The organism is Bosea sp. RAC05, from assembly GCF_001713455.1.
Taxonomy (GTDB): Bacteria; Pseudomonadota; Alphaproteobacteria; order Rhizobiales; family Beijerinckiaceae; genus Allobosea.
Genome location: NZ_CP016463.1, coordinates 242,440 through 266,984, shown reverse-complemented (window position 1 = coordinate 266,984; position 24,545 = coordinate 242,440). Strand labels below are relative to the sequence as shown.

Annotated in this window: 21 protein-coding genes and 1 pseudogene; 8 read left to right on the top strand and 14 right to left on the bottom strand. The window is 62.1% G+C overall.

Features of this window, described 5'->3' with window-relative positions:
- Positions 1–9: 9 nt before the first annotated feature.
- Positions 10–1,524 (top strand): lipopolysaccharide biosynthesis protein, encoded by a 1,515-nt coding sequence (locus BSY19_RS01305; protein WP_069052508.1) that lies wholly within the window; start codon positions 10–12, stop codon positions 1,522–1,524.
- Here the strand turns inward: BSY19_RS01305 and BSY19_RS01300 are convergent.
- The 6 genes from BSY19_RS01300 to BSY19_RS26835 all read right to left on the bottom strand — a co-directional run bounded on the left by BSY19_RS01300 (position 1,508) and on the right by BSY19_RS26835 (position 8,337).
- The gene (locus BSY19_RS01300) at positions 1,508–2,107 is read right to left on the bottom strand and encodes a class I SAM-dependent methyltransferase (RefSeq protein ID WP_069052507.1); all 600 of its coding nucleotides are present in this window, start codon (positions 2,105–2,107) and stop codon (positions 1,508–1,510) included. The two genes, BSY19_RS01305 and BSY19_RS01300, sit on opposite strands and share 17 nt — an antisense overlap.
- A gap of 662 nt (positions 2,108–2,769) precedes the next feature.
- Entirely contained in the window at positions 2,770–3,477 is a 708-nt protein-coding gene (locus BSY19_RS01295; RefSeq protein ID WP_069052506.1) for a hypothetical protein, read from the bottom strand.
- The gene (locus BSY19_RS01290) at positions 3,474–5,699 is read right to left on the bottom strand and encodes an ATP-dependent DNA helicase (RefSeq protein ID WP_069052505.1); all 2,226 of its coding nucleotides are present in this window, start codon (positions 5,697–5,699) and stop codon (positions 3,474–3,476) included. The genes BSY19_RS01295 and BSY19_RS01290 overlap by 4 nt, the downstream gene beginning before the upstream one ends.
- Before the next feature lies 1 nt (position 5,700).
- Entirely contained in the window at positions 5,701–6,804 is a 1,104-nt protein-coding gene (locus tag BSY19_RS01285) for an RAMP superfamily CRISPR-associated protein (protein ID WP_171905055.1), read from the bottom strand.
- An 8-nt stretch (positions 6,805–6,812) separates the two neighbouring features.
- Positions 6,813–7,652, bottom strand: a complete 840-nt coding sequence (locus BSY19_RS01280) for a hypothetical protein (protein WP_069052503.1) — start codon at positions 7,650–7,652, stop codon at positions 6,813–6,815.
- Positions 7,642–8,337, bottom strand: coding sequence for a type I-E CRISPR-associated protein Cas6/Cse3/CasE (locus BSY19_RS26835; RefSeq protein WP_236840365.1), 696 nt, complete (start codon positions 8,335–8,337; stop codon positions 7,642–7,644). The genes BSY19_RS01280 and BSY19_RS26835 overlap by 11 nt, the downstream gene beginning before the upstream one ends.
- A gap of 260 nt (positions 8,338–8,597) precedes the next feature.
- Here BSY19_RS26835 and BSY19_RS28625 point away from each other — a divergent pair.
- Together BSY19_RS28625 and BSY19_RS28620 are read left to right on the top strand one after the other, a co-directional pair.
- Positions 8,598–8,843, top strand: a pseudogene (locus tag BSY19_RS28625) (PCRF domain-containing protein); the annotation flags it as partial.
- Between the two features lie 9 nt (positions 8,844–8,852).
- Positions 8,853–9,323 (top strand): peptide chain release factor-like protein, encoded by a 471-nt coding sequence (locus BSY19_RS28620; RefSeq protein ID WP_442856649.1) that lies wholly within the window; start codon positions 8,853–8,855, stop codon positions 9,321–9,323.
- Between the two features lie 18 nt (positions 9,324–9,341).
- Here BSY19_RS28620 and BSY19_RS01260 read toward each other — a convergent pair whose 3' ends face one another.
- The 4 genes from BSY19_RS01260 to BSY19_RS01245 all read right to left on the bottom strand — a co-directional run bounded on the left by BSY19_RS01260 (position 9,342) and on the right by BSY19_RS01245 (position 12,263).
- Positions 9,342–10,037 carry a hypothetical protein gene (locus tag BSY19_RS01260; protein ID WP_069052499.1) on the bottom strand — a complete coding sequence of 232 codons (696 nt, stop codon included), beginning with the start codon at positions 10,035–10,037 and terminating at the stop codon, positions 9,342–9,344.
- Positions 10,034–11,323, bottom strand: a complete 1,290-nt coding sequence (locus tag BSY19_RS01255) for a type II toxin-antitoxin system HipA family toxin (protein ID WP_069052498.1) — start codon at positions 11,321–11,323, stop codon at positions 10,034–10,036. The genes BSY19_RS01260 and BSY19_RS01255 overlap by 4 nt, the downstream gene beginning before the upstream one ends.
- On the bottom strand, positions 11,301–11,570 hold the full coding sequence (locus tag BSY19_RS01250) for a helix-turn-helix transcriptional regulator (RefSeq protein WP_083247307.1): 270 nt from the start codon (positions 11,568–11,570) through the stop codon (positions 11,301–11,303). Before BSY19_RS01250 ends, BSY19_RS01255 begins: the two co-directional genes overlap by 23 nt.
- Positions 11,571–11,705: 135 nt before the next feature.
- A complete protein-coding gene (locus tag BSY19_RS01245) occupies positions 11,706–12,263 on the bottom strand; it encodes a hypothetical protein (protein ID WP_069052497.1) in 558 nt (185 codons plus the stop codon).
- An 85-nt stretch (positions 12,264–12,348) separates the two neighbouring features.
- Between BSY19_RS01245 and BSY19_RS01240 the strand changes: the two genes are divergently transcribed.
- The 5 genes from BSY19_RS01240 to BSY19_RS01220 all read left to right on the top strand — a co-directional run bounded on the left by BSY19_RS01240 (position 12,349) and on the right by BSY19_RS01220 (position 20,213).
- Positions 12,349–12,660 carry a hypothetical protein gene (locus BSY19_RS01240; protein WP_069052496.1) on the top strand — a complete coding sequence of 104 codons (312 nt, stop codon included), beginning with the start codon at positions 12,349–12,351 and terminating at the stop codon, positions 12,658–12,660.
- Between the two features lie 8 nt (positions 12,661–12,668).
- Positions 12,669–14,207: a hypothetical protein gene (locus BSY19_RS01235; protein ID WP_069052495.1), complete on the top strand. Its 1,539-nt coding sequence runs from the start codon at positions 12,669–12,671 to the stop codon at positions 14,205–14,207.
- A gap of 166 nt (positions 14,208–14,373) precedes the next feature.
- Positions 14,374–18,393: a bifunctional DNA primase/polymerase gene (locus tag BSY19_RS01230; RefSeq protein WP_069052494.1), complete on the top strand. Its 4,020-nt coding sequence runs from the start codon at positions 14,374–14,376 to the stop codon at positions 18,391–18,393.
- A 47-nt stretch (positions 18,394–18,440) separates the two neighbouring features.
- Positions 18,441–19,388 carry a DNA adenine methylase gene (locus BSY19_RS01225; RefSeq protein ID WP_069052493.1) on the top strand — a complete coding sequence of 316 codons (948 nt, stop codon included), beginning with the start codon at positions 18,441–18,443 and terminating at the stop codon, positions 19,386–19,388.
- A 123-nt stretch (positions 19,389–19,511) separates the two neighbouring features.
- Positions 19,512–20,213: an outer membrane protein gene (locus BSY19_RS01220; protein WP_069052492.1), complete on the top strand. Its 702-nt coding sequence runs from the start codon at positions 19,512–19,514 to the stop codon at positions 20,211–20,213.
- Between the two features lie 86 nt (positions 20,214–20,299).
- Here the strand turns inward: BSY19_RS01220 and BSY19_RS01215 are convergent, their stop codons facing one another.
- From BSY19_RS01215 to BSY19_RS01200, 4 genes are read right to left on the bottom strand one after another with little or no spacing between them, the layout of a single operon-like run.
- Positions 20,300–21,322: a hypothetical protein gene (locus BSY19_RS01215; RefSeq protein WP_069052491.1), complete on the bottom strand. Its 1,023-nt coding sequence runs from the start codon at positions 21,320–21,322 to the stop codon at positions 20,300–20,302.
- Positions 21,319–22,368 (bottom strand): hypothetical protein, encoded by a 1,050-nt coding sequence (locus BSY19_RS01210; protein WP_069052490.1) that lies wholly within the window; start codon positions 22,366–22,368, stop codon positions 21,319–21,321. The genes BSY19_RS01215 and BSY19_RS01210 overlap by 4 nt, the downstream gene beginning before the upstream one ends.
- Complete coding sequence (locus BSY19_RS01205; protein WP_069052489.1) at positions 22,365–23,399, bottom strand: hypothetical protein; 1,035 nt, start codon at positions 23,397–23,399, stop codon at positions 22,365–22,367. Before BSY19_RS01205 ends, BSY19_RS01210 begins: the two co-directional genes overlap by 4 nt.
- A complete protein-coding gene (locus tag BSY19_RS01200; RefSeq protein ID WP_069052488.1) occupies positions 23,396–24,481 on the bottom strand; it encodes a hypothetical protein in 1,086 nt (361 codons plus the stop codon). The genes BSY19_RS01205 and BSY19_RS01200 overlap by 4 nt, the downstream gene beginning before the upstream one ends.
- Positions 24,482–24,545 lie beyond the last annotated feature (64 nt).

The window sequence follows — 24,545 nt, the reverse complement described above, 5'->3', positions numbered from 1 at the left end:
AGATGCTCTGTGACCGATTCATCAACCCCGTCCCATACCTTCAAGGCCAATGAAGTCGCCGGGCGCGCGGCGGCTGCCCGCAGCGTTCTCGTGCTCGGCATCTCGCAGGTCTTGAGGATCCTCATCGGGATGGCGGGGATTGTCCTCATCTCACGACTTCTTGCCCCCGATGACTATGGTCTCTTCGCGATGGCTCTGCCGGTTCTGGGGCTGGCCGCGCTGTTCCAGGATCTCGGCATATCTCAGGTGACGATCCGTGAGGCGGAGATGGATCACGAGCGATCGTCGACGCTCTTCTGGTTAGCGATTGCGTCTGGAGCTGCCGCCAGCCTTCTCGTTTTTGTCTGTGCCTGGCCGATCGCCTCGTTCTTTGGACGCCAAGAGCTCGCCGGCATTCTGCAGGCGTGCTCCATCTTGCCCTTGATTGGCTCGCTCCAGGCTCAGCACAGCGCCCTTCTAACGCGCCAGATGCGCTTTCGGCATCTTGCTGTCATCGAAGTCGCGGGACCGCTGCTGGGCTTCATCACAGCTTTGGCCTGCGCATTGATGTGGCGCAGCTACTGGGCTTTGGTCGCGTCGGCGATTGCAGGCTCCGTGGTAGCCGTAGTCGGAACATGGCTGGCCTGTCAGTGGGTGCCCGGTCGGCCAAAGCTGAATGGGATCCGCAATCTCGTTAGGTTCGGCGCCGGCGTGTCGGTGTTCAATGTCCTGAATTTCGTCACGCGCAATGCCGACAACGTCATCATCGGACGCTTTCTCGGCGTCGGGGCATTGGGCCTTTACGATCGAGCGTACCGTTTGCTGATGATGCCGATCCAGCAGGTCAACGCTCCCATCGGCCGGGTCATGGTCCCTGCCCTGTCGCGGCTTGCCGCACAGCCGGAACGCTATCGATCAGCCTACCTGGAGGCCGCTGCATTGGTGATGATGGTCACCCAGCCAGCCATCCTGACGGCGACGATCCTGGCTTCACCTCTGATCCTTGTCGCGCTTGGGCCGCAATGGTCCGGCGTCGCTCCCATCTTCGCCTGGCTCGGGCTTTGCTCGCTTCACCAGGTCTTCACCAGCACGATCGGCTGGCTGCTGTTGAGCCAGGGTCGAGGCGGCGATCTCGTCAGGGTGTCGGGCTTCTCTGCGGTCACTGCGATCGCGGCATTCGCTGCCGGCCTGCCCTGGGGGGCAGTCGGGGTTGCGGCGGCGTACTCGATCACCGATTGGGTTATCCGGCTACCCGTGCTCTGGTGGCTCGCCGGGCGCAGCGGGCCTGTGTCCGCCCGCGACCTTGCTGCAGGCTTCCTGCCCCATGGCGTCGCCTGCAGCGTTACGGCAGCCCTGCTTGTCGGGGTCGACCACTTCATGCCGCTCCGGAGCCTCTGGGAGCTCGCCGTGGCGGGTTTCGCCATGCAGGTGAGCTATGTGGCGATCATGCTGCTGTTCCCCTCCAGGCGGGTTTTGATCGCACGCTACGTGGAGGTGGTCATCAAGCGGCTTCAGCCTGCGAGGCCGTTCACCGCCTCGCGATAGCCCAGACCATGATCGGGTACTCGGGATCGTTTCTCATGTCGCGCCACAGGCCGTAATCGCGAACAGGACCGCCGAGGTGCGCTTTAACGCACGCTTTGTTTCCCCACGCGAAGGTCTGCACGTCATCGCGATCAAATCCTGCTTCGACGAGCAGCTCGGCCAGCCCATCCTTCGTCCAGCGCGAAAAATCGAATGGCCGGGCGTGAACTCGAAACAGGAAGGGCGTCGCGATCAGCGCATGCCCGCCAGGCTCCAGCATCGCATGGATGTTGCGAAGCGCATCGAGAGGCCGCGGCACATGTTCGAGCACCTGGTCGGCAATGACGAGATCTGCCCGAGCATCGCGACGATCCTTGCAGATGTCGAACTCGGGGAAATGCAGGGCCTCGTATCGTCCCGCGAGAAGATCGGACCAGCGCGCGCTCCAGCCTGGTGAGATCTCGACGGCTCGCTTGATGTCGCTCGATGCGATGAAGCGTTCGAACGCCTCGATCTGACGCACGCGCAGCCAGTTACGATCGTCGTAGCCGATTGCTCGATACACAGCGCGCTTGAGCGCACGGAGTGCGGATCGGGCGCTCATTTGATGTCTGTCTCGATCATGTATTCCAAACGATTCATCAGCGACATCCCTTCTTCAAGGAATGTCGCTGTGACTCGTTTGGACTGCAAACGCTATCGTTTGTGAGAGCAGGGATCCTGGCGGCCCGTCCCCGATTTTCGTTATCTGAATACCCACGTGCGCAGGGGCGTGACAATTGCCGCTGGGGCACTCAGATGGCAGCGCGTGGTTCTCCCACGCCCGCAGGGGCGTGACCCGTCCAGGACCACCTTGATCCGTCGATAATCAGGCTCTCCCACGCCTGTAAGGGCGTGACAGCATGAACACTTGGCTAGAGACCAGCGGCCCAGATTCTCCCACGCCCGCAGGGGCGTGACGCAACACTGACAGCAGCCGCCGTCCACGGCAGCGGTTCTCCCACGCCCGCAGGGGCGTGACGGATGGGAGCGGGTCCAGCAGCTCGGGATCCACGGTTCTCCCACGCCCGCGAGGGCGTGACTGCCTTCGGCTTTGCGGATCCGGCCGCGACAGCGGTTCTCCCACGCCCGCAGGGGCGTGACATCCGGTGGCTCACCGTACAGCGAGATGGGCCCGGTTCTCCCACGCCCGCAGGGGCGTGACTCTAGAAATCAACCTATTGAGGATATTCGTTTTTCAAACAGCGGTCCTGGTTCGGGCAAGTCTCAGAAGGCGAGAATGGCCCTTGCGGTCATGGACGATCCGAGCATGGCGGTAAGGGTCGGCTTGACGATTTCGATGCGGCCTTCAGCGCCCCCGTAGCTCGGCTCGACTCGCCCTATGTCTGGCATGCTGCCTGGTGGGTGCCGACCGGAGATGAAGGACCGAGGAAGATTCCGCAGGACCTCTCCTCCCTGACCAAACCAGCCAGCCTTGTCCGAACTGGCTGAACACGGGAGCACATCCCACCGTTCGACGCGGCCATATCCGTTGTTGCGACGGCCACCTACGCAGAAGATACGTCTGGCCAGCATCAGCGCTTTATCCGCGTTCCCGCGGCACTGCCATAGGATTGCCACGGCGCCCTCGATCGTCGGATTCTGTGTGACAGTGGGACGATGCGGGCTCATCTTCGGGATATATCGTCCGTCATTCCGGAACCAGTCCTCGTCACCACCGCCATTGGTCTGCAGGCGCTTGATTGTCACATGCTTCGTTTCGACAACTGGCGTCAGCCCCGAGCCCACGAAAAAGCCGGCTGAGGCATGAAATACACCATCGGTCTTGGCAAGGGCATCGAAAGGCGTTCCGACACTATCCGGGCCGTCGCGATCCTCCCGCATCGCAAGCAGCAAGCCGTCGATATGGATCGGTTTGTCGGTCATGACCGGCGAACGCAGGCTCGCTTTCAGGATGAATACGTCATTACTCATGCGAGCGCTTTACCCTTGGCGGCTTGCTCTCTCTTCCCAGAATGAGGGATCGGGATGATCCCTGCCTTCGCCAAAGCTGGCTGGAAACGATGTTCCACACAGGCGAGGTAGGATGGATGGGCTTTCGGATGAACTGCCAGCCACTTCTCGGCAGCAAGATCGCCCGGCATCCCGAACCTGGGGTCACAGATCCAGACGCAGACCTTGTCCGACGCCCTGCGAATGCCCCGGCCGATACCTTGGCGAAGTAGGCGCATCATGCTGGTGACGGCCAACGACGTGCCTTCGTCGTATTGGGCGAAGCGGCCGCTTGGCGGCTCGAAGGGCAGCCGATGGATTACGAGATGGTCGATCCAGCCTGGGATATCGAGGCCTTCCCACGCGCCTGCGGTGACCAGAATTCTGCCTCGCTCAGCCTTGAACCAGTCGACCAAGTCGCTGAGCTTTTCGCCTGGTTTTCTCGCACGAACCTCGCTCGGAAGCACCCTATCGAGTTTGTCTGCGATCTTGATACCGGCTTCGTGACTCTTCACCAGCACAAGGACATTCGCATTCCCGCCTGTCGTTCGCGTTGCAGCTGCCATTCCTACTGCATGCGCAGTGTAGGCGATGGAGGGCGGCTCATCCTCGAGGCTACGCTCGGGAACAGGCGCAGATGGATGAGCGAGCATAAATGTCATCGTCCCGAACGTTTCCGGCGCGTAAACGCCGCTTAGGTCCGTGCGGATAAGTTCTCGGCGCCGGTCAAGGCCGACCATCTCGATCATGTCGTCGAATGCGCGCTCCGGCGGCTTTCCCGGAGCTGTAAGCGTCGCACTGGTAAAAATGATCGACTTGGCGCGGGATCTGGTCCCCGTCCACAGGCGAGAGACCAGCATCTTGTGCGATCGCGGGATCAGCGAAATCGACGGCTGGCTTCGAACCGGGGAGAATGAGACGACGGGCCGGCTGTAGCGCTGGCTTTTCTCCAGACCGACTTCCTGGAGGAAATTGTCAATGTGGTAGACCTGCTGCTCCAGGCCCTCGACCACATCGTGGAAGATCGGAAACTTGCCCCTGCTGATGGCTGCCGAAAGAGCCTGCAGGCCGACGGAAACGTCGCTCAGAATAACCGAGACGGGGTCCGACTTCTGGACCTCAAGCTGAACTCGGTCCTTCAGTTCTTTGTCCTGCACGCGCAAGTGATCGAACAGCTGATCGATTTTCGTATGAAGATCGATTGCGCTCTCTGCGATCTTTTTGCGGATCTCCAGCGGAACCTCGTCTGCTGCCGCTGCCTGAAGTACGGCAGCAATGTCCGACCCGATAGCGCCGATCGAGTTGGTGGAAGCGATTATCGATTTTGCCACATCGGGCAACCGATCGGCCTCGTCGAAAACGATACCTTCGAACTTCGCACTTATTCCGTCGAGGATACTCCCGATCTTGAGGTCGATGACAGCTGCGGCATGGGTGGTTACGAGCACATTCGCGAGCCTGGAGCGCGCAGCATATCTCTCGTAGAGAAGGCGTTCGGACTTCGATGACTGCGGATTGATGCAGATGCGATCCGTCTGAAGGCTGGCGAGTAGTGCCCACTGGTCCGGATAAGCGTCGGCAAAAGTGTCGATAAGACCTTCGAAATCGTCGACAGCCTCATCGCACCTAGCCTTGCTCCTGGCGGCGACATCCATCACGTCCTGGACGTAATTCGCCAGTTCGTCTAGCGCGGCCGCCTGCATCAGCAGCAGGCCAGGGGATTCAACACCGGGCACCGACGCTTGGGCACGCAGCATCTCAGCATACTTCTGCGTTCTGCTGCAGGAGACGAACGACCGTTGTGACCGCCGCAGAGCAACGATCGGGCGAATTCCGGTCAGCTTGTCCACGACATCAGCGACGATTCGGCCGTCCTTGCCAGTCCATTGACGCTGCAGATTGATCGTGTGGGTGGCCACCATCACCCGCCCGCCTGTCAGGACAGCATGCAGGGCAAGCGGCACACCGTAGGCGATTCCCTTGCCGATCCCGGTCGATGCCTGCTGGAAGGAGATGCTGGCTGCCTCTGCCTTGCCCGCAACAATGGTCGCGGCGCAGTTTTGAGCCATGCGGCTCTGTTCGGGCTGCGCGGCGTAGCCAGGCATGACTTGCGATAGGGACCCGCCATCGGCGAAGACAGCTCGAATGATGCCCGGCGCGTCCGCTCGCCATGATGCGAGGTCGAGGTGGGGCACTTTGGCCATGTCAGGCCGCCCGCTTCGGGGCCGCGAAATCGAAGCCCGCGAGCTTGTTCGCTTTGGCATCCTTCCAGACCTTACGGGCCGACGTCAGCACATCACCGACTGGCTCTATGGCAAAAGCGCCGCGGGCGAGCGTAAGACGCCCGACATCGACATAGGCAGGGTTGTCGTTCTCGTCGAAGGTCTTGCCGTCATGCATGCGCACGGCATAGTCCGCCAGAATCTCGCCGCAGCCGCGGTTCTCCAATCCACCGACCCTGCAGTCGATGCTGAACCTGCGAAGGGCATCAAGCAGGCAGCCGAGTTGCAGCTGGTCGACCGATGTCGCTCTGATCCAGTGATCGAACACTGTCCCGGCGGCGATGACCTGGTTCGAATGGGGCATGTTGATCGCGTTCTTGTAGATGCCGCCAGCCTGAGATTCCCTGATCTGGGCATCGATGCCGGTCTTTTTCTCCTCAAGGTCTGCCAGATCTGCGCGTTCTTCAGTCGTGAGAGAGGCCTCGCGCTTCTTGAGGGCCTTGATTTTCATTTGCATCTCGGCGAGTTGGCGCTTGTTGGCCGAGACGTCCTTCTTGGTTGTTGTGTATGCCTCATGATCACTGGCATCCTGATCGCTGATCCTCGCGAACAGCTCGGGGTCGGACATCAGGTCGTCCCGACGCTGGCCGACGCGAGTGAAGTTGAGATCGCGGGCCCGTAAGTCCGAGGACTGGCGCGCCTCACCGACAGCGACTTTGCCGCGAACGAAAACCTCGCCGGCGCCGAACAGTGCAATGACAGGATTTTTCTTCATCATCTCGCCGGCGATGAGGACGTCGGTGCCGCGCAAGTCCTTGTCGGTGCCCTTCACGCCGCCGATGCGGTTCCAGTAGTAAGTGTTCCGATCAAAAGGCAGTTTCGGTCCATCCGAAATCGCGTCTATCACGTTTTTCACTGCGGCCGTCCGCAGCATCCCGCGCAACGACGTGGAGGGGATGTAGATCTGCTGCACGATTTCACCGCCGACCACGAATGGCATCATGGGAACGCCCGGCGTGCGAGAATCCATCTGGGTGATCGAAAGAGGCTGGACGGCGGTGATGGTGCCGACGATCTCAATGTTCATGGACATGCTCACTGTTCCGTCTGTTCGATGCCGGCTTCGTCGGCGAGAATGGTTTGGACGGCCCAGGCGATTGGGCCTGAGACGGGGACGTCTTCGAAGATCTCCCGCAGATTGCTGAGGCCAAGAGACTTCAGAGCCTCCATGGCCTCCGGCACTGTCAGAGTGCGCTTCTTTCCGTCGATATTGGCACTGAGCGTTCCAGACGGGCCTGCATTGAGCAGCGTCATCTTCATCCGGCTTGCCAACTGGAAATGGCCCAGGCCCAGCGCTTTGCCGGCCGCAAGCGCCTTGGCGAAAGCTCTCCTGTCGAGCTTCGTCGGCGTATCGTCACCGCTGATCACGACCTCGACGTCGTTATCGACGAGTATGATCGGGATGGAGGCGTTGCGTCCCTCCAAGATAACCGCAACGTAAGGTGCGGCCGGTGGATCCTCCAAAAGATCGCGCCGTATCGCGCCGATCGGCTTCTCACCCTTGCGGACGGCGACAATGCTGTCAGGAAGCGGCATGACAGGGCGGATATTCGTATTGATGAAGGCCCTCTCGGCAGATGCGATCATCACGGTGTACTTGTCGTTGAAAGCGTTGAAGCCTGGTCTGACAGGGGCGTCGTGGGTCGGGCGAGCGCCGTCGGCCAGCTGTTCCGAGCGCTTCGACGTAATCCCGTGTTGCGCGAGGCAGGTGCCTTCATTTTTGGACGTGTCGACCCTCACACAGTCGACCATCGCGCCGCAAATCTTGCATTTGGCTTGACCGATTGGCTGGGCCGTAGCCTCGTCGGTGAAGTAGCGAAGCAGGTGTTCGTATAAAAGCCGCCGGCCCGGATCGAAACAGAAGTCAGGCCGCATCGGCGAAGCCTCCATGCGAAGCGAGGCTAGACAGGACAGTGCGCGGGATCAGCGATCCGAACCCGAATGCGCGCTGGCGGCCGATCCCGCCGGAAACCGTATTTCGGAAGAGTGCGAGATCGGTCACATTGGCTTTGAATCTCGCCCTGCAGGATGGGATCATGACCAGCTTGACCCTGCGGTCCTCGAACTTGCGGGGCACGCGGACATCGCGCACGAAAGCGATCTGGATGTCGCCGTCGATCTCGATCCCGGCACTGGCCGGCTGGATCTTGTTGGCGACCCAGTCGCGGTAAGCAGCTGACCGGTCATGCGATCCGACTGCGGCATCGAAAAGCCGGCTGCGCCGCGGGAGGTCGCGATCACCTGGGACATCGCGGAAGCGACATTGCAGCTGCGGCGTGACGTGCAGATCGAGCTCGATCATGCCATTTTCCGGCTCCCAATCAGCCGTAGCGCAGACCGATCCTCCGAGGTTGGTCAGAGCACTGGTCTCGACATCCCCATCGACGGCGCCGCAAATCCGGTATGACATCGGGTCGGACGCAAGGAAGCGCCAAGGCCTCAAGGGAATGGACGCTTCTGCCAGAACGGTTTTCACCTGATAGCCGGCATCCATCGACGTCGCCGCGTGAGTCTTCCGGGCGAGCGTGAAGGCATCCTCACGTGGGATATCGATCAGCATGAACTTCAAGGCGGGCGCTCCGACTCGGGGTCTCTCGGCAGCCGGTGATTCTGCTTTTACCGTTGTCTTTCCCGCGTCTCGGAAGCGTCAACCCCCTTGGGGTGACAGCAGGTTCAAGCTCACAAGAGTGCACATGAATCGCATCTCCGGGTGCCTTTTGCGCTGCGATAACCCGTGATATGGCTGATGCCATGAGCAGAGAGATCGCCCAGCGCTTTCCTTGACGTCCGCGGACCAGCCGGTTCTGCGACCCATCCGTCATGTCTGAAGCAAGGGCTCTCCCCATGTCATCCCGCACCATCGAGATACGCGCCGGCGAAGGCGGCGACGATGCACGCCAGTTCGTGGCCGAGCTCGCAGTCGCTTATCTGCGTCTGGCCGAGCGCGAAGCTTGAACAGCTCGCGCCGACATCCAACCGGACAGGCGCGCCGGCCATCAATCCATCGTCCTTCAGATCTCGGGTAAGGGAGCTGATCGTCTCGATCATGAGCGAGGCGGTCATCGCATTCAGCGTGTGCCCGCCAATGAGAAGCGAGGTCGGGTTCACTCGTCGACTGTGACTGTCGCCGTGATTGAAACCGGTCAGATTGATCGTGATCCGCATCAGTGCCGATCTGACATCGACTTCCAGGTCGAGTGGTTCAGCGGCACTGGCGCCGGTGGTCAGCATCGCAACAAGCACCAGAACAGCTGCCGGCTGCGTCATCTGCCGACTGGTTTGGTGGTGAGTGCTCAGACCCGTAGCCGCACTACCAGCCTGCAGCAGGCCAGGGCCGAGCTTCTGATCGAACTGGATCGACGCTTGGACCTGGTGAACTCTGCGCGCGAGAACGCCGCCCGCCGGCACCAACTCGGCTCGGGCGAGCGGTCGGACAAGCGCCGCACATACCGCTTCCAGGATGACAGCGTCGTCGACCATGAACTCGGTACGGCCGCGAGGGCGACGGACGTCATGCGTGGAGGCTTCGCTCGCCTGTGGCGCTAACTCGTCAGGCCGGGTTGGCTACGGCTTTGGAGCCTGCCCGGCCTTCTCCAGCTTCCTGCTCTCGACGGCTGCGTGAATGGCCCTAAATCGGGCCAGCGCCTTGTCGCGCAGCGCTTCGATGTCGGCAATCGAACGGGGCAGATCCCCATTCTTCAGCCATTCCCGCGTGGGCCGGAGATCGTCTCCGACGCGCACGCAGGTCGGGTCGAGGTGCATCAGCTTGCCGATAAGGGGGCGTGCATGGCTGACAACCACCAGTCCCTGTGTCGTCTCCGGCAAATTGCTGGCGAACTCCTCGACCATCTCACCGAGCGCGCCCTGGTACCCCTCAGACAACCCGATATCGGGCTCGTCGAGCAGGAGCACATGAGGCGTGTCCCGTCCGCGGCAGGTGGTCAGCGCGCCCCGCACCGCCCGAAATGAGGTCTGTCCGGTCGACGATGTCGATTCGTCACCGAACATGAACGCCCTGTGCATGCCCGACGACGTCCTCGTGGTCATCGAGATCGGGATCCATTCGCAGTGTGGGAGAGCCTCCCTCATCCGCGAGCGCATGACCTTCGCGAAGAAGCTCTTCCCGCCGGCGTTCTCGCCAGAGATCACAAGCAGTCTCGGGTGACCCGGCTCGATCGATGCCGGGCAGGCGCCCTGCGGTCCGAAGAACTCGGCGTCGTCGATGCAGCTCTGGATGACCTGGGTGAACGCGTTCGTCATCGGCAGCCAGGTCCGTCGGTCTCGTTGTCCTCGGTAACCTCTTCCGGTTGGACAGATGCGCCCTGGCTCCAGCTTCGTGTTCGGCCCAGGCTGAAAGAGACGCCGGACGACCATGCCGCGAGAATCCGCTCACCGATCTCGGGCGAGCGGTCGGCAAAATAGGTCCGCACAGCCGGTGCGAGCTCGGCCAGCGTGTCCGCAATCTGCTCGAACATCTCGTTGATCTGCTTGAGCGAGACGTCGGCGCGCGTCTGGCCGAGCTGCGTCAGTTTCTGAGCCGACGGCCAGGCTGTCGTCCCATTGAGTGTCAGCGCCATCTTGTCGGCCGGCAGATAGGCGGTGGTCGTGATCAGGTCATAGACAGGAGCCAGAGCGGCTGCGCCGGTGGGCAAGTCATAGAGCAGCGCGAAATTCTTGGCATGCGCGTCGCCGTTCTGGATCGCGCAGTTCAGGACGAAGAGCTTGAACAGGTCATGCAGGGCCTTCGATCGTCCGGCACCTCCCACAAATTCCCGCGTGCGCTTGAAGAGGCGAGCCTCGTATCCACCCTCGTATTTCCTGTCGCTGCCGACACCGTTCAGGACGCAGAAATCCTCAAAGCCGTTGTATGTGCCCTCTGGTCGGAGGTCGAACCGCTCGACGATCAATGCACTCCCGTCATCGGCCAGGCTGAAACCTGGCACCTGAAGGCCAATGCGCCGGGCCGCCTCGAGGCAGAAGAACTCGTTTGCCGCAAGTTCGGCATACTCGTCCTTGTCCCAGAATTTCACGATGTGGGTGGCGCCTTTGACCGAGTCGGACTTTCTCGGCGCCGAGACATCCTCCTCGCCCCGGATCATGACCTTCGGTTGAACGCCAGACAGGCCCGAGTGAACGGCGAATTTCGCAACCAGGTAGTCGTATAGTTCGCCGCCGCGGCGAGCCCGCAGAATCTCGTCTACCGACTGGAGCGGGACATTCTCGTCGAGGTCTGAGTCCGGCGCAGTGAACCGAAGCCGCCCGATCTGGGAGCGGCCGACAACGCCCAGCAGGTCGAGATCACTGAAACGACCCGTCGCCTTGGCGAACCGGCGATTGAGTTCCGCTCGCAGGGCGCCTTCTGGCAGGTTCATCTCGAAAATCGGGTGAATCCCGAAGGCGTGGTCCCAGGAGGCTGTTCTCACCGGCATCGTCAACGAAATGGCGTCGCCCGGCTGTGCCTTCTCGTCATAGACAAATGTCGCACCATGCGCGCCGTGGCGATCGAGCAGGCCGACAGGTCTCTTACCGGCCCAAACGCGAAGCATGGGTGGCCTCCTCGGTGAGATCCTCAAGCGTTGGGCGCGATGCGTTGAAGGTCGTGATCTTGATGTCGAGATCCAGCGGAGCGAGTATCTTCATCAACAGTTTGAAGCCAAACTCTGCCGCCCGCCCGTTTTCGAGCGCTGCGATCCGTGCGCGACTGACCCCTGATGCTTCGGACAAGTCATCCTGCGACCAGCCCTTGTCGCGCCTGGCATTGCGCACGCTCTCGCCGATCTCGATCAGATCCAAAGGACTGGCTCCCGCGGCGGGTCATCCGCCCTGTCGTTCAATGTCTCATATAGAACACGTCAACGAAAGCCAGAATTGCGTCACATACGACACATTCAGGCCCTTACCATTTATAATGCGTCATATGTGACACAATCAGGTTAGCTGAACGTCGTCGTCTGACATGGGCCCGAACGGGATAGCCTCAATTGGAGGTTCGGGATTGTCCCATGGATCCCCAGGCTCGCCGGTAGCTTCCGCCTCAATCAGAGGAAGGCCTGCCATCTTGAGAAACTCCCGTATGGCCACCTTCGCGACCTTTTCGTTCGGTGCCAGGCGTTCCAATTGTTCGACCGCGATCTCCCTTTGACCGCCAGCCTCAAGCTCTGCCGATGCCAACTCTTCCGTAACAGCCGCGAGAGCAATGATGGCCGGCTTGATCCGTCCTGCCGGTGTTCTCACCGGGGGAGGCCAGTAGAGGCTGATCGGGTGGATGGTGGCCCATGAAGCGTGGCGCTCCGCTTCGCGGATATCGAGATCCATCCCGTCTCTGGCCAGCACGAGCGCCATGTTCGAAGTGATGCCGCCCCGCATGACCAGATAGCTCGCGCGCGAAAGCACCTCAGGCCGATCGTCCGGATGGACGTCGTTCCACAGATCATCCCTGAACGCTTTGGGCTTCCGATCCTGCAATTTATCCATCATGCTTGTCATGAATCGACAACGAATCCATTTGCCGTTCCTGGCGGCCGATCTACCATCTCGTCACTTTCATCGAACCCGGCAAGGATCCTTCATCATGTCGCTTGCAACCCTCGAATCCACTCCTGCTTACGTCTCTGTCGCCGAGGATGGCGATGTCCTGATTTGGGTGAATGGCTGCGAAATCGCGCAGAACTCCGAGATCACGATCGAACTCGACGACCAGGTTGTCCTGAAGCAGGACGGGGCTGTGAAGGCGAGCTTCACGCTCGCCGACGAAGGAATGGACGCGATTCGCTCCGCACCAGTCCTTCGCATCGACGAGGTATACGCAGATCCGGCCGGTGACGAAAACCTCGACAGGCACGTCGTCCACGACTGGATCGTTCTGGTGGACAGGAAGAACTGAGAAGGCCGATGACCATGCAGCCTGGGGACATCTTCGACGTCGAGGCGATCGCCAATGCGGTCTCGCCCTATCATGCGGCGGTCGGCAAATTCGTCGACGCGCGAGGGTTCGCCTCCGGTGACGGCACGTCCCTTCTGCGACGTGGACAGGAAGTCATCGCCCGCATCCGCGGCGCTGTCCGCACCGGCGTGACGGAAGTTGCCATCGATCAGGCCATCGCCAATCGGCCGCTGGCAGATCACGAGCTGTTTGCGCTGGCCGCGCATGGTCCTTTCCAGGACGAGGTCTCCAGAGCTCGGCTGCGGGCAATCTTCAGCCCGACGCCGCCACCTCGGAATTTCCGCGTTCCGTTCGCGGCGCGCACCGCTGCTGTCGTCGCTGCGGGCTCCATGATTTCGAACACCCGTCGCCTCCATGGCTCTGTTGCCAAGGTTCGCGCCGGCGTTGCTTCTCTCGTCGAGACCGGCCGCGTTGCGGGTGCCATCGTTCCGGGTCTCGTCATCGACAATCTGCGCCGCGACCTTCGGGGCCTTTCGATCGTGACCGAAATGGCGGTTCGGCAGGCCCGCCGCACCGCCGAGGGCTTCGCTGCTTCCGTGATCGGCTATGTCGAAAACGAAATGGGCAAGGTCGCCGGCATGATGGCGCCGCTGGCCAAGTTCGTGTCGAAGGGTGCTGTGATCCACCAGTCGATTGGCCCCAATGACCCCCGGCTGCTGTCCCGGGCTATTCGCAATATCGCGATCGGATCGGCGGCCGGCGCCGCGTTTTTCGTTGGCATGGCTGGCGCTGCCGAACCCAACCAGGCCGCTCGGATGCGCCAGCCCGTGATTTCCGGTCAGATCGATCAGAAGGTCGTCGACAGCTACTGGGCAGATGTCGCTCGCATGACCGCGACCCAGCCGCAGGCTCCGCGCCTCTCGGTGCCAGGTGGGGTTGCTCCCATCAAGATGGCACAGACTGCCCAGGCCCCGAATGTCCGTCCCGGAGGCTCCCTTCCCCCGGCCATGCCGGCTGGTGGTGGTCTGACGCCTTCCATGCCCGGCAGCATGTCTCCCGGCGGCGGCATCATGCCTTCGGTCAGCCCAGTGGCGCCTTCGAAGCCGGGAGCCACTGGCATGAACAAGGACGATTTCCTCTACCCGACCTACGCGCCGACATCGGCGTTCATCCGCTTCGCCGTGGCTACGCTCGGCGTCAACACAGAGAACCATGAAGCCGCCGAGCATACGATCGGGCGCATGGTGGCAAACGGCATGGCCTGCATGAAATCGGCCGGGTCCGGCGGGCGTTGCTCGGCCCAGGCACCTGGCATCACCATGGACTTCGCGACGGGTCGTTTCACGGCGACCCTCAAGCCCATGCGTAATGTCACCACCATTGACCGGGCTGTCGCTGTCGAGACGCCTCGGGATGGCATCCGGGTGACCGATCAGGATGCTCTGAACATCGTTCTCGCCGAGCACGAGGGCTGGGAAAAATCCAGGTCGATGGAAGCTGTGGATGGCGACGACGATCCGGACATCAGCACCAAGAAACCGAATTGACCTCAGCCGGCTACGCTCATAACAAATCTTGAGACGGTAAGGATCGATATTCTGATTCTTACCGCTGGCGCACCAGTGAGGTTTGGTTTTGGCTTCGACGAGCGACATTGCACCGGCTTTGGCCGCTGGGATCGCGCGGGGCGTCAAGGATCCTGGTGTTCGCCAGATGCGCTACGCGCTCGGCGAAAGCCATTTCTCTCTGCATGGTCCGGCTCTGGCTGCCCAAGGCTGGTCCGTGTTTCCTCAGGAGCGAGGCGAGAAGCGTCGCAGCGCCATCATCGATGGTGAGGGTCTCAAGTGGCGGCCCTACCAGTACGTCGCTGCGGACGCCGCAACCGTGCGCCGCTGGGCCGCTCTGGTCCCCAACCACAATGTGGCGGTCATCTTCGGGCAGGCGTCGGGCAATACCTTCGCGCTCGATATCGACGTCACGGACGAGCGACTGTCCTGGAACATCGAGAAGGCCGCCGACCGGCATCTGGGCGTGTCACCGTTCAAACGTGTCGGACGCAAGCCCAAGATCCTGCTGATCTACCGGATCGCGCCCGAGACCGAGCTGCGCAATCGCTCGTATCGCTTCTCCATGCCTGTCGAGGAAGGCGCCGAGCCCGAGCGCTCCGAGGATCAGATTGAAATCCTGGCGCAGGGCAAGCCTGCGACGTTCTACGGACTTCACCACAAGACGAGCCAGTATTTTACGTGGCTGAACCAACACCCGAGCCGCAAGCCGCCCGATGCGGCTCCCTTGGTCACGCCTGAGCAGCTCGACGCCTTCCTCGAGGAGGTCCAGAAGCTGCGTCCGTTCTATCGCCCACCGGCGGCAGCCGGCGGCGGCGTCGAATGGTCTTTCGACGAGACGACCGAGATGCGCGTTCCACGTCTTCGCGATCTCGGCGAGCACTGGTCGACAAACGCCGATGGTCTCGTGACCGACGGCCGCGAGCGTTACCTCTATGAGCTGGCCCGGCGGGCCGTGCGCTTGAACGCGGGTGCCGCCAACGACACGTCCGACCGTGGCCCTGGCACGATCAAGCACATGGTCTCGACGCAATTCCGGGAAACCGCGGTCATCGACGGCCGCTGGACAGAGGAATTCATCAGACGCGAGGTCTCCGAGAAGGTCGACCGTTCGATCCGCATGTTGCGCGAGGGCGAACTGACCCCGATCAGCGAACGTCGCGATTCATCTGGTCAGGTCGTCGCTCCCGAAGCGCGCAGCCGCGCTCCCGAGCGGGCTGATGTCAGCGGCCTGGACAGCCTCAGCTTCCTGCCCAAATCCAGCGCGGTGACGGCTGTCGGTGGCCGGCGTGCGATCGCGGCCGTGGTCTCGACGCAGGAGGCGAAAGCCAAGGCGGAACGAGCACTGATCCCCGACCGAAGCCAGATCGCCAAGCAGGTCCAGGCCGGCATCGGCGAAACCCTGGATACGTTCTTCGACCAGATCTACCAGGACGACCCCGAGGCTCAGAGCCCGATCCGGGTGCTGGCGGCACCAACCGGCGCCGGCAAGACCACGGCCACCATCCGCTATATCGCCAAGGACGAACGCACCTATGCCTGGGACAGCGATCCCGACAATTCGCCAGGCCCGATCCTCTTCCTGCTGCCCACCTATGCCAACATCGAGGAGTTGCGCGTCCGGTCACAGGTTTTGAACCTCGACGCCAGCCTCGATGACGATGAACTCGCTGCTCAGGCCATCGAGAAGGGACTGATCCCCGAAAGCGAGATGGAAGCCCGCATTGCCGATCTTCGGCGCGATGCGATGTCGGCGTCCCTGCGCACGATGACCTACAAGGGCAAGCTCGCAGCCGGGTGCAAGATGGAGGACAAGCTGCGTCTCCTGATGCAGGCCGGGATCGGTTCTGCTGGCCTGTGTCGAGCAACGGTGACTGACTCGGAAGGCGAAAAGGAGGACCGCTACTGCGTCCACTATTCGACCTGCCCCGCAATCCAGCAGCGCAAGGAGATCGCGCGCTCGCATGTCGTGTTCCTCCCGCATGCCTTCTTCACGCTGACCATTCCGGAGGAGCTGAAGAAGGTGCGCGCGGTCATCGCCGACGAGCGCATCTTCCACCTGTTCGTCCACACGACGACGTTGTCCTTCGAGACCCTCAAGAGCCCTCGCCGCCCACCCAAGCTGACCAAGCGCGAGCGCGAGGACGGGGTGCTGCCGGACGAATTGCTTCTTGATCGCGAGCGGGCTGCGGAAATCGCGGCCAATGCGCTCCAGGGCGGCCGCTGCCCTGCCAGGGCGCTCGCCGATTATCACGTCACCAACCACGACACGGTCGTCACCGGCGCCATGCTGGTGAAGTCGGCGTTGCGGGTCTGCGGCAACGCGATGACGTCGAGCGCGGCGATCACACCAGAGACCGCGGTCGAGGAACTGCGCGATCTCTGCAACATGCCGACGGGCACGGAAGTGCGCGAAGAGTACCGGTTCTGGAAAATCATCGAGGAACGGCTTGAGCTGCTCGACAAGGACAAGGCTCACGCCCCGCTGGCCGAGCTGACGGGTCTGCCCTATGAGTGCAAGGCCAAGGGCAAGCGCGAGATGCGCATCCAGTTCCTGCTCGAAGACACCGACAGCGGTTTCAAGCGCGAGAAGATCCGACTGTCCTGGCGCTCCAGCCCGAACTGGATCAACGCGCCGATCATGCTGTTGGACGCCTCCGCCTCCAAGGAGATCATCGGGAAGGTCTTCGATCAGCGCGAGGTCAGGCTGCATGATGTCGACGCGCCACTGAATGTGCGCACCGTCGTCGCCATCGACAGCACCTACTCGAACGCCTCGATCGTGGCCGGCCGCAACAAGACCTGGGAAGAGAAGGCCTATGCCGGCCGGCGCAAGGAGAACCTCCGGCGGCTGCTCAGCAACATCTCAGGCCTCTATGGCAACGGACGGGTCGTCTTCGGGGCGAGCGTGGTGGTGCGGCGTGCCTTGAATACGGCGTGGGCAGCACCCAGCAATGTCGATTTCTGCCATTTCGGCGCCATGCGCGGTCTGGACTTCGCCAAGAACCATGTCGCGGCGGTTTCGGTCGGGCGCATGGAAGTGCCCGTGCACACCATCGATGGCATCGTTGCCGCCCTCACCTTCGATGACGACGATCCGGAAGAGCCCTTTGATCGCAATGGCGACAGCACAGGGTATGATGGTCAGCCGCTGCGGCTGCCGGTGGAAAACCAGGTCCTGCGCATGCGCGGCGGCGAGGATGCCACCGTCGGTGTCCCGACCTATCCTGGATCCTGGGCCCGCATCGTGCAGCGTCAGTACCGGGAGGAAGAACTCAAGCAGTTCGTCGGACGACTGAGACCTGTCTACCGCGAAGGCGAGGCGCCGGTCTGGTTCGCGATTTCCAAGGTCGTTCCCGACAACGTCATCGTCGACGAGCTCGTCAACCTCGAAGACCTGATCAAGCGCAACACGCGATACATCCGGCTCTTCGAAGCTGTCCGGTTGTGCGGCGGCGTGCTCCACAGCGCGCTCGCCCATGCCGTGATGAGCGAGTATCGCAGTCCGGAGGCAGCAGCCAACGACATCAAGTCCTATGGCTTCGGTGAGCAGGACGGCAGCTGCGGTATCGAGCATCGCTGGACCTGGGGTTTCACCCCCGTCAAGGTGCGTGGCCCTGATCAGGCCGTGACCTACGCCTTCGTCCGAACCGACATTCGAGATCCCGAAGCTCAGGTCCGCAATGCCTTTTCGCATGTGCTCGGCTGGAACGTCGACGACTTCGACATCGAGGCCGGGGATCCGGTGCGGCCGCGCATGTTCGGCAACGAGCGCGAGGAAGATTGGGTCGATGCACAGATCGGAACGAGGCCTGATCGCAAGATCGACGAGGATCTGACGCTTCGGCGCTGCGCCGAGAACGCGCTGATGATCAACTCGGAGGCCGAGATGCTCGATTCGTACGGACGGGCATACGCAGTTTCGCCGACCTTCAGATTGGCGCGCGAGATCACGTCGCCTGCTGCCATCGTCAACCTGCAGGAAGCTGCGGCGATCGCCTCGACCGATCTGATGTGGGACCGGCTTCACGGATCGGAAGACGAAGCTCTATCCTCGCCTGTGCTCGCCCTTGGCGATGACTATTCGGATCTCGGTGCAGGCGCCTGGGACGAGGACGAAGCTCTCCCCATGGTCGAAGGTGCCTTGACCTCCGTCCACGCCGAATAGACTGGCATAGGTTGCCGCTTTCCTCGATCAATTCGAGGATCGTCGCCATGAATTACAAACCGAATCGAAATGTTGATCCTTCGCTCCGCCTGCCTGAGCCCTTCATTCGCTGGGCTGGCGGCAAGCGCTGGCTCGCCGCAGGGCTTGGCTACGCCATTCGCCAGCGCCTGGCCCAGACGCAAGGGCGCTACATCGAGCCGTTCATTGGAGGGGGTGCCGTCTTTCTCGCGACCGGCATCCGTTCCGGTATCATCTCGGACTTGAACAGCGAGCTCGTCGAAGCGTGGCGCATTGTTCGCGATCAGCCTGAGGCGCTCGTCGACATGATCGCCAGCTGGCCGGTCGAGCAGGCGTTTTACAACCAGATGCGGCTGGCTCAGCCAGAGACCGCACTGGAGAGGGCGGCGCGCTTCATCTGGCTCAACCGGTGCTGCTACGGCGGGATCCATCGCACCAACCGCAAGGGTCAGTTCAACGTCGCTTTCGGCGGCGGATCCAGAACGCCGGCTCATATGATCGAGAACCGACTGATCGAAACCGCGAGCCTGGCTCTGCAGTCAGCCGATCTGTCGATCGAGGCATGCGATTTCGAGACGAGCATCGATCGGGCTGGCCCCGGCGACCTCGTCTATTGCGACCCCGCCTACACGGAGGCCGCAAGCTCGGGGGAAGAGCGGCGTTTCGTCCGATATGGGCAGATCGTCTTCACCTGGTCTGATCAGGAGCGCCTGGCGCTTGCTTGCCGCCGCGCGGCAGCTCGCAAGGCCTGCGTCATCGTCTCGACCGGCGCCGAGCCCGAGATCACGGAGCTCTACGGCAAGGCGTCTCGGATCGCGCTGTCGAGGACAAAGTCCATCGGCAAGTCCGCGGGCGACGCATCATTCCACGGCGAGTCCATTTTCGTGCTCGACCCCATGGCAGACGTCGCTTCTTGGCTGCCCTACCTGCCAGAGGACGCATGCCTGGAGGCTGAGGGCGCCAGGCTCGCAGCCTGAAAGACTGGATGGGCATTTGGCTATCCACCGATTGATTCGATAATTGCAGGGATGGATCGCTCCAAGGATTGACTTGCTGATCGTTTGGCCAATTCTAGAGGGCATCAACTTCTGGAGAACCACATGAATCGCAAGATCCTGATCGCCGGCCTGCTCGCTCTCACTGGCACCGCAGCAGTCGCCGCCGATCTCCCCGTCACCTACGATGCGCCGGCGCCGGCGGCCCCGGTCGTCACCCGCGCCCCGATCGTCGTCTCGGACTGGACGGGCTTCAGCATCGGCGCGCAGGGCGGCTATGCCTTCAACTACCTGGAGCCGGGCGGCGTCCTGAAAGGCACCTGGGCCACCCGCGGCATCAAGGTCCCCGATGCGCATGGCGGCTTCGGCGGTCTGTTCGCGGCGGCCAACTGGCAGTTCCCGTCCAACCTCGTCGTCGGCGGCCTGATCGAGGCCAACCTGTCGGGCCAGACGAAGCGCTCCTTCAACGGTTTCGGTGACACCGCTCGCGCCAATGTCGAGGGCTTCGGTCTCGGCGCCGTGAAGGTCGGCTACGCCTATGGCAACGTGCTGCCCTACGTCCTGGCCGGCGTCGCCTATCAGGAGCTCAAGGCGACCACGACCCTCGGCGGCGTCTCCTTCCGCGGCACGGCCGACAACTGGGGCTACGCTCTGGGCGCCGGCGTCGATTACCTCGTGACCCCCAATGTCGTCCTCGGCGTCGGCTACCGCTTCATGGACTTCGACAAGTCCAGCGCCGGCAACTTCCCCGGCAAGCTCGGCGGCCAGCAGCACGTCGTGCAGGGCAGCGTCGGCTACAAGTGGTGATCGCGAGCGAGCATCTTCGCTCGCCGTATTCAGCATGAAGACGGGACGGCCGCTCACCAGCGGCCGTTTTCGTTTGTGGGCTCTCTTCAGAACCCAGGGAGAGAAGGTAGCGGTCCCGGAAGATGGGAAAGCTGCCGCATTCGGGCGACCATCCGTTCCAGCCTGGGCTTCTGAACGCCACCGCACGAGGCATAGGCCTCATACCCAGCCTCGATCAGGCGCTCTTCTTTCTCGCTCGAAATCGGCTCGCGTGCTTCCAGAACCTTGCGGATCCGGTCATAGGCGATAGCCATTTCCGGGGTTCCGCGCGGAAGAGCCTCTGCCAACGCATTCCTCACGGCATGCAGGAGATTGCGGCGATGTAGCTCAGACAGGTCGTAGGCGCATAGCGCTGGCTCGACGATTTCCAGGCTCCTGACACTGGAACCCAGGCCCCACGTCGCATTGTCTCCTTTCTCCAGCGCCCTGAGCTTGAGTTCCGCTTCGGCGTCCTCGCGATCGCAGGGAGCAAAAGCGTTGGGCCAGTCTCCCGATTTCATCTGCTCAGGATGCATGAGGTGCAGGTAAGCGCCGTGCTCCCCAGAGCCCTGCGCACGCCGAACCACAAGCATGGGCAAGGCCGACCTTGCCCAGACTGTGCCGTTGACGATCAGGAGATGGTCCCTGGCATAGAGGCATGCCTTCAGCTCTGCTGCACGGTGCTCGGCCTGGAGCTTCTCGGACGGCCGCTTGGGCAATGGTGTCGCGATGTCGCTGGCTGTGGCGATCCCTCGGCCAGGGTCCGTCACCCGCAGCATGTCGCACAGTTTCAGGAAGGGCTCGTGCCTTTGCTCCGGGACCGGGAGTGGGACCATCGGCTCGGGCCCGTTGGTCGTCAGGATCGGCTCATAGACGTGACCGTCTCCGCCATAGACGCGCACCTCCTGAGGCCCGGAATTGGCGGGCGTCTCACGATTGAAGCCACCGCTGGCCCATCTCAGGGCAATCGGGGCTTCTGCGTTTCCAGCTTCCCGGACATCGACATCCAGCAGAGCACGATAGCGGCGCTGCCGATGAGCTCCCCGCTCCGTGTACTGGTAATGGACGACAAACGGGATCGTCAGCTTCATGGCACACCCGGCAGTCCAATTGTTGCGAGCAGATCGTCGTCTGCAGCCGCGTTGCGACGCTCCAGCAGGCGCTTCGCATAGGAGTGCGTAGTGTCCGGCTGGCGGTCGTTTGGATATGACACCAGATAGGCCTCAAGGCAGTCCAGAAGACGTTCTGTGTCCGCCTCGGCTGCAAGGCTATCTCTGAGCGCATACCACGCCAGGATCGTCTCCAGTGGCAGATCGTGTAACGGGCGTCGGTAGCTTGCTGCAGTGCTGATTTGGCTCTGGATGAGCTGGCTTGCCACGTTCGAAGCATCGACGGCGAGCGGATGCCGTGCCGGGACCAGATCCGGCCTGACGATCTCGGGCTTATCGAACGGGACTTTGGGAGCGCTCTGGTGAGAGTAAGCTGCAGCCAACGCCGCTTCGAGCTGATCGAGCGCGAAGGTTTGAAACCCGGCGCCTGCGTTATGGCCTGCCGTGATCGTTCCATTGAAAACGGAGATGAAGGGCATCGTGATGCGGCAGTGAACAACCCCGCCGATCACAACCAGCCTGGCAAGCTCCTTTGCGATCCTGGCTTCCATCGCGTCGCGATTGGTTGTCCCGCATTCGGCGATGGTCCTGTCGTCCTCGATCCGCGGCAATCTCAAGGGTTCGGGATGGCATACCATCGCAATGCCTGAACTCAGCAGGCCAGAAAACGAGACCGAAGCCATATCCTGAAGAGCACCAGGGCTGACGAACGCCGGGTTTTTCAACCTGGTCGTCACATGCTGCCCGCCTGCGGGGCGGTAGAAGTCTCCCGCCTGATCAAGGGGCAACGCCGTCGGATCCGACTCGGTCGCCATCGGCTGATAGAGTGCGTTCTCAAACGACCTCAGGGCCGTTTGATGGACTCCGGACAATTCTGGAGGCGTCCACCATGCGACGAGATCGGTCTCTTCGAGCGCGACCTCTGGAAGCGAGAACGTCGCCGTCCCCCGGTACTGCCGGTCCGACCACGTCCGCGCACGCGGAACGCGGACGCTCGCCGTGTAGCCGTAGGTGACCTCAAGGATCATAGATCGAGTTCACTCAGCGCCAGATCGCCGATTGCGCGATTGAAGCGTTCGACCGCGGCGCTGACGAACCAGGCATCCTCGCCGCCCTCGCTCGCATACACTGCTGCGGCGTGTTGCAGGATGGCCAGATCGTCCTCGGGCGAAGCCTCACTATCGTCCTTTCGGTTTGGCCAGCGCATCTGCCGAACCGACTCGTAGCAATCTGCAGATTCCTTCGACCCCTTGACCAGGTGGTAGGCGAGCGCGTGCTCGACATGACGAATGAGAGCTGACCTCAGTACGTCGGATACGTCATGGGTGACCAAGTTGGCGTCGACGATCTCAACTGGGAAACTCGTCGGCGGCTTGTAGACGGCCTTGTACCCGCGCTGCTCCAGATTCTCTGCCAGGGCCTTGGCTGCAGCGGATGCCGCCTCGAACTCGGTGATGGGATAGGCGTTCAGCCAGTTAGACCCCTCGATGGTTCCAGCCGATACGAGCTCCACACCAACTGTCGTCGGACCATGAAACGATGATCCCGTGCGAACCTGCAGCATGGGAAGATGACCCAGCCCATGCAGGACGCCGTCGATCGAGCGGAGATTGTCTCTCACGAACTCTCCGAGCGTCTCGATGACCGAGTCCCGGTCGCTGCGGATCACAGTCTGAGGACGCGGCGGGCCAGCGCGCTTGACCTCCAGCGCTGCGATCAAGCTGCGGGTCGCGTAACGCTCCCGGACGACGTGAGCAAGCTGGTCGGCGAGGTCTGGCAGGTCCGAACGCATCGGGTCATGCACGAATTCCTCCCGCTCCCGATCATAGCGGCCAGGCGAGAAGTATGGCTCGAACGGCTTCCCGTCGACGATCCGGATATCCTTGTCGTGATCGCCGGCGCCTGTCTGTATTCCAGATCCAGCCCAGCGACAGGCGACGGGCGCACCATCGGCCTCGGGCAGGTCGAATTCGACAACTTCGCGATAGGTACGCTTGTCAGTGTCCCCACGCGCGGTGCGGACGGTCGCCTCATAAGTAAGGGGAATGCAGATCTTCACGGCGCCGGCTCCGTCTGCGTCAGCATCATCGGCTCGTCCAGCTGGCCGTTGCGTTCGATCAATCGCTCGATCATCTGCGTGCTCTCGTGCAGCATGCCCTGATCACCTGACGCTTCCCGGTAACGGACGAGCGCAGCCATCACCGCCGAGGTCTGGGAACGATCTGCGTCGCGGACATCGATCCATGCCTTGATCACATCGATGTCGTATGAGGCGATGGCAGGACCGCGCCGACCACCGCGATGGTCGTCCTGGGACTGACGATGGACGATGAACGCGGCCGTCGCCCTCGCCGCTGCTCCGAGCGGATCCGACAGGTCGAGAAGATCTGGCCGCACGATATCGGGCGGTGCCATCTGATCACGAACCGATCCTGTGCGCCCTTTGACGTCGTCGAGGGCCTCGGAGAACCTGTCGATCTGATAGATCCGGTCCACAGCATAGATCGAAGCGTCGGGCTCATAAGCGGTGTCGATGCTGGGATATCTGCCGTTCACGCGCAGTCCGGGCTGGGCAATCTTGCGATGCGCGATCCCGTCGATGATCAGAAGCCCGTCGGCGAACTGCGCGATCTTGGCCGCTTGTGCCTCGATGTCCGAATTCAGGATGTGCCGGACATTCGCATCTTCCGGACGGCGGATGTCTTCCGGCGGCGCATCGGCGACACGGGTGGAGCCATGACCCTGCATCGTCGTACCGGTCACGCCCCTGGCCAGGACATCGGCGAAGGCAGCACCAGTGATCAGGCGTGGCTTCGCCAGCACATCGCGCAGGCCGGCATGGCGCTGTTTGCGGACCTTGCGCAGGAAATCCTCGGTCGAGCGGGCGTAATCGCAATCAAGCTGATCACGGCTCTCCTGGAGAAAAATCGGGTGATAGAGGTCGCCATCAACCGACCTGATCGCGACCTGGAGATCGACGTTCAGGTCGGGCGCGGTCCACCACAGCGCGATCGGCGCCTCGTCTGAATGGATCTCGCGGACGATCACTTCGGTGTCGCCCAGCAGCTTCATTTTCTCGCTGTTGCGGGCGCGACCGACCTTGACCTCGGCTTGATACGGGAAGGGGATCTTGATCAGCATGGTCGCAGGATCATTCCGCCAGACGCATAGGACAAGGCCACCGATTCCGATCTTCGACAGGGGC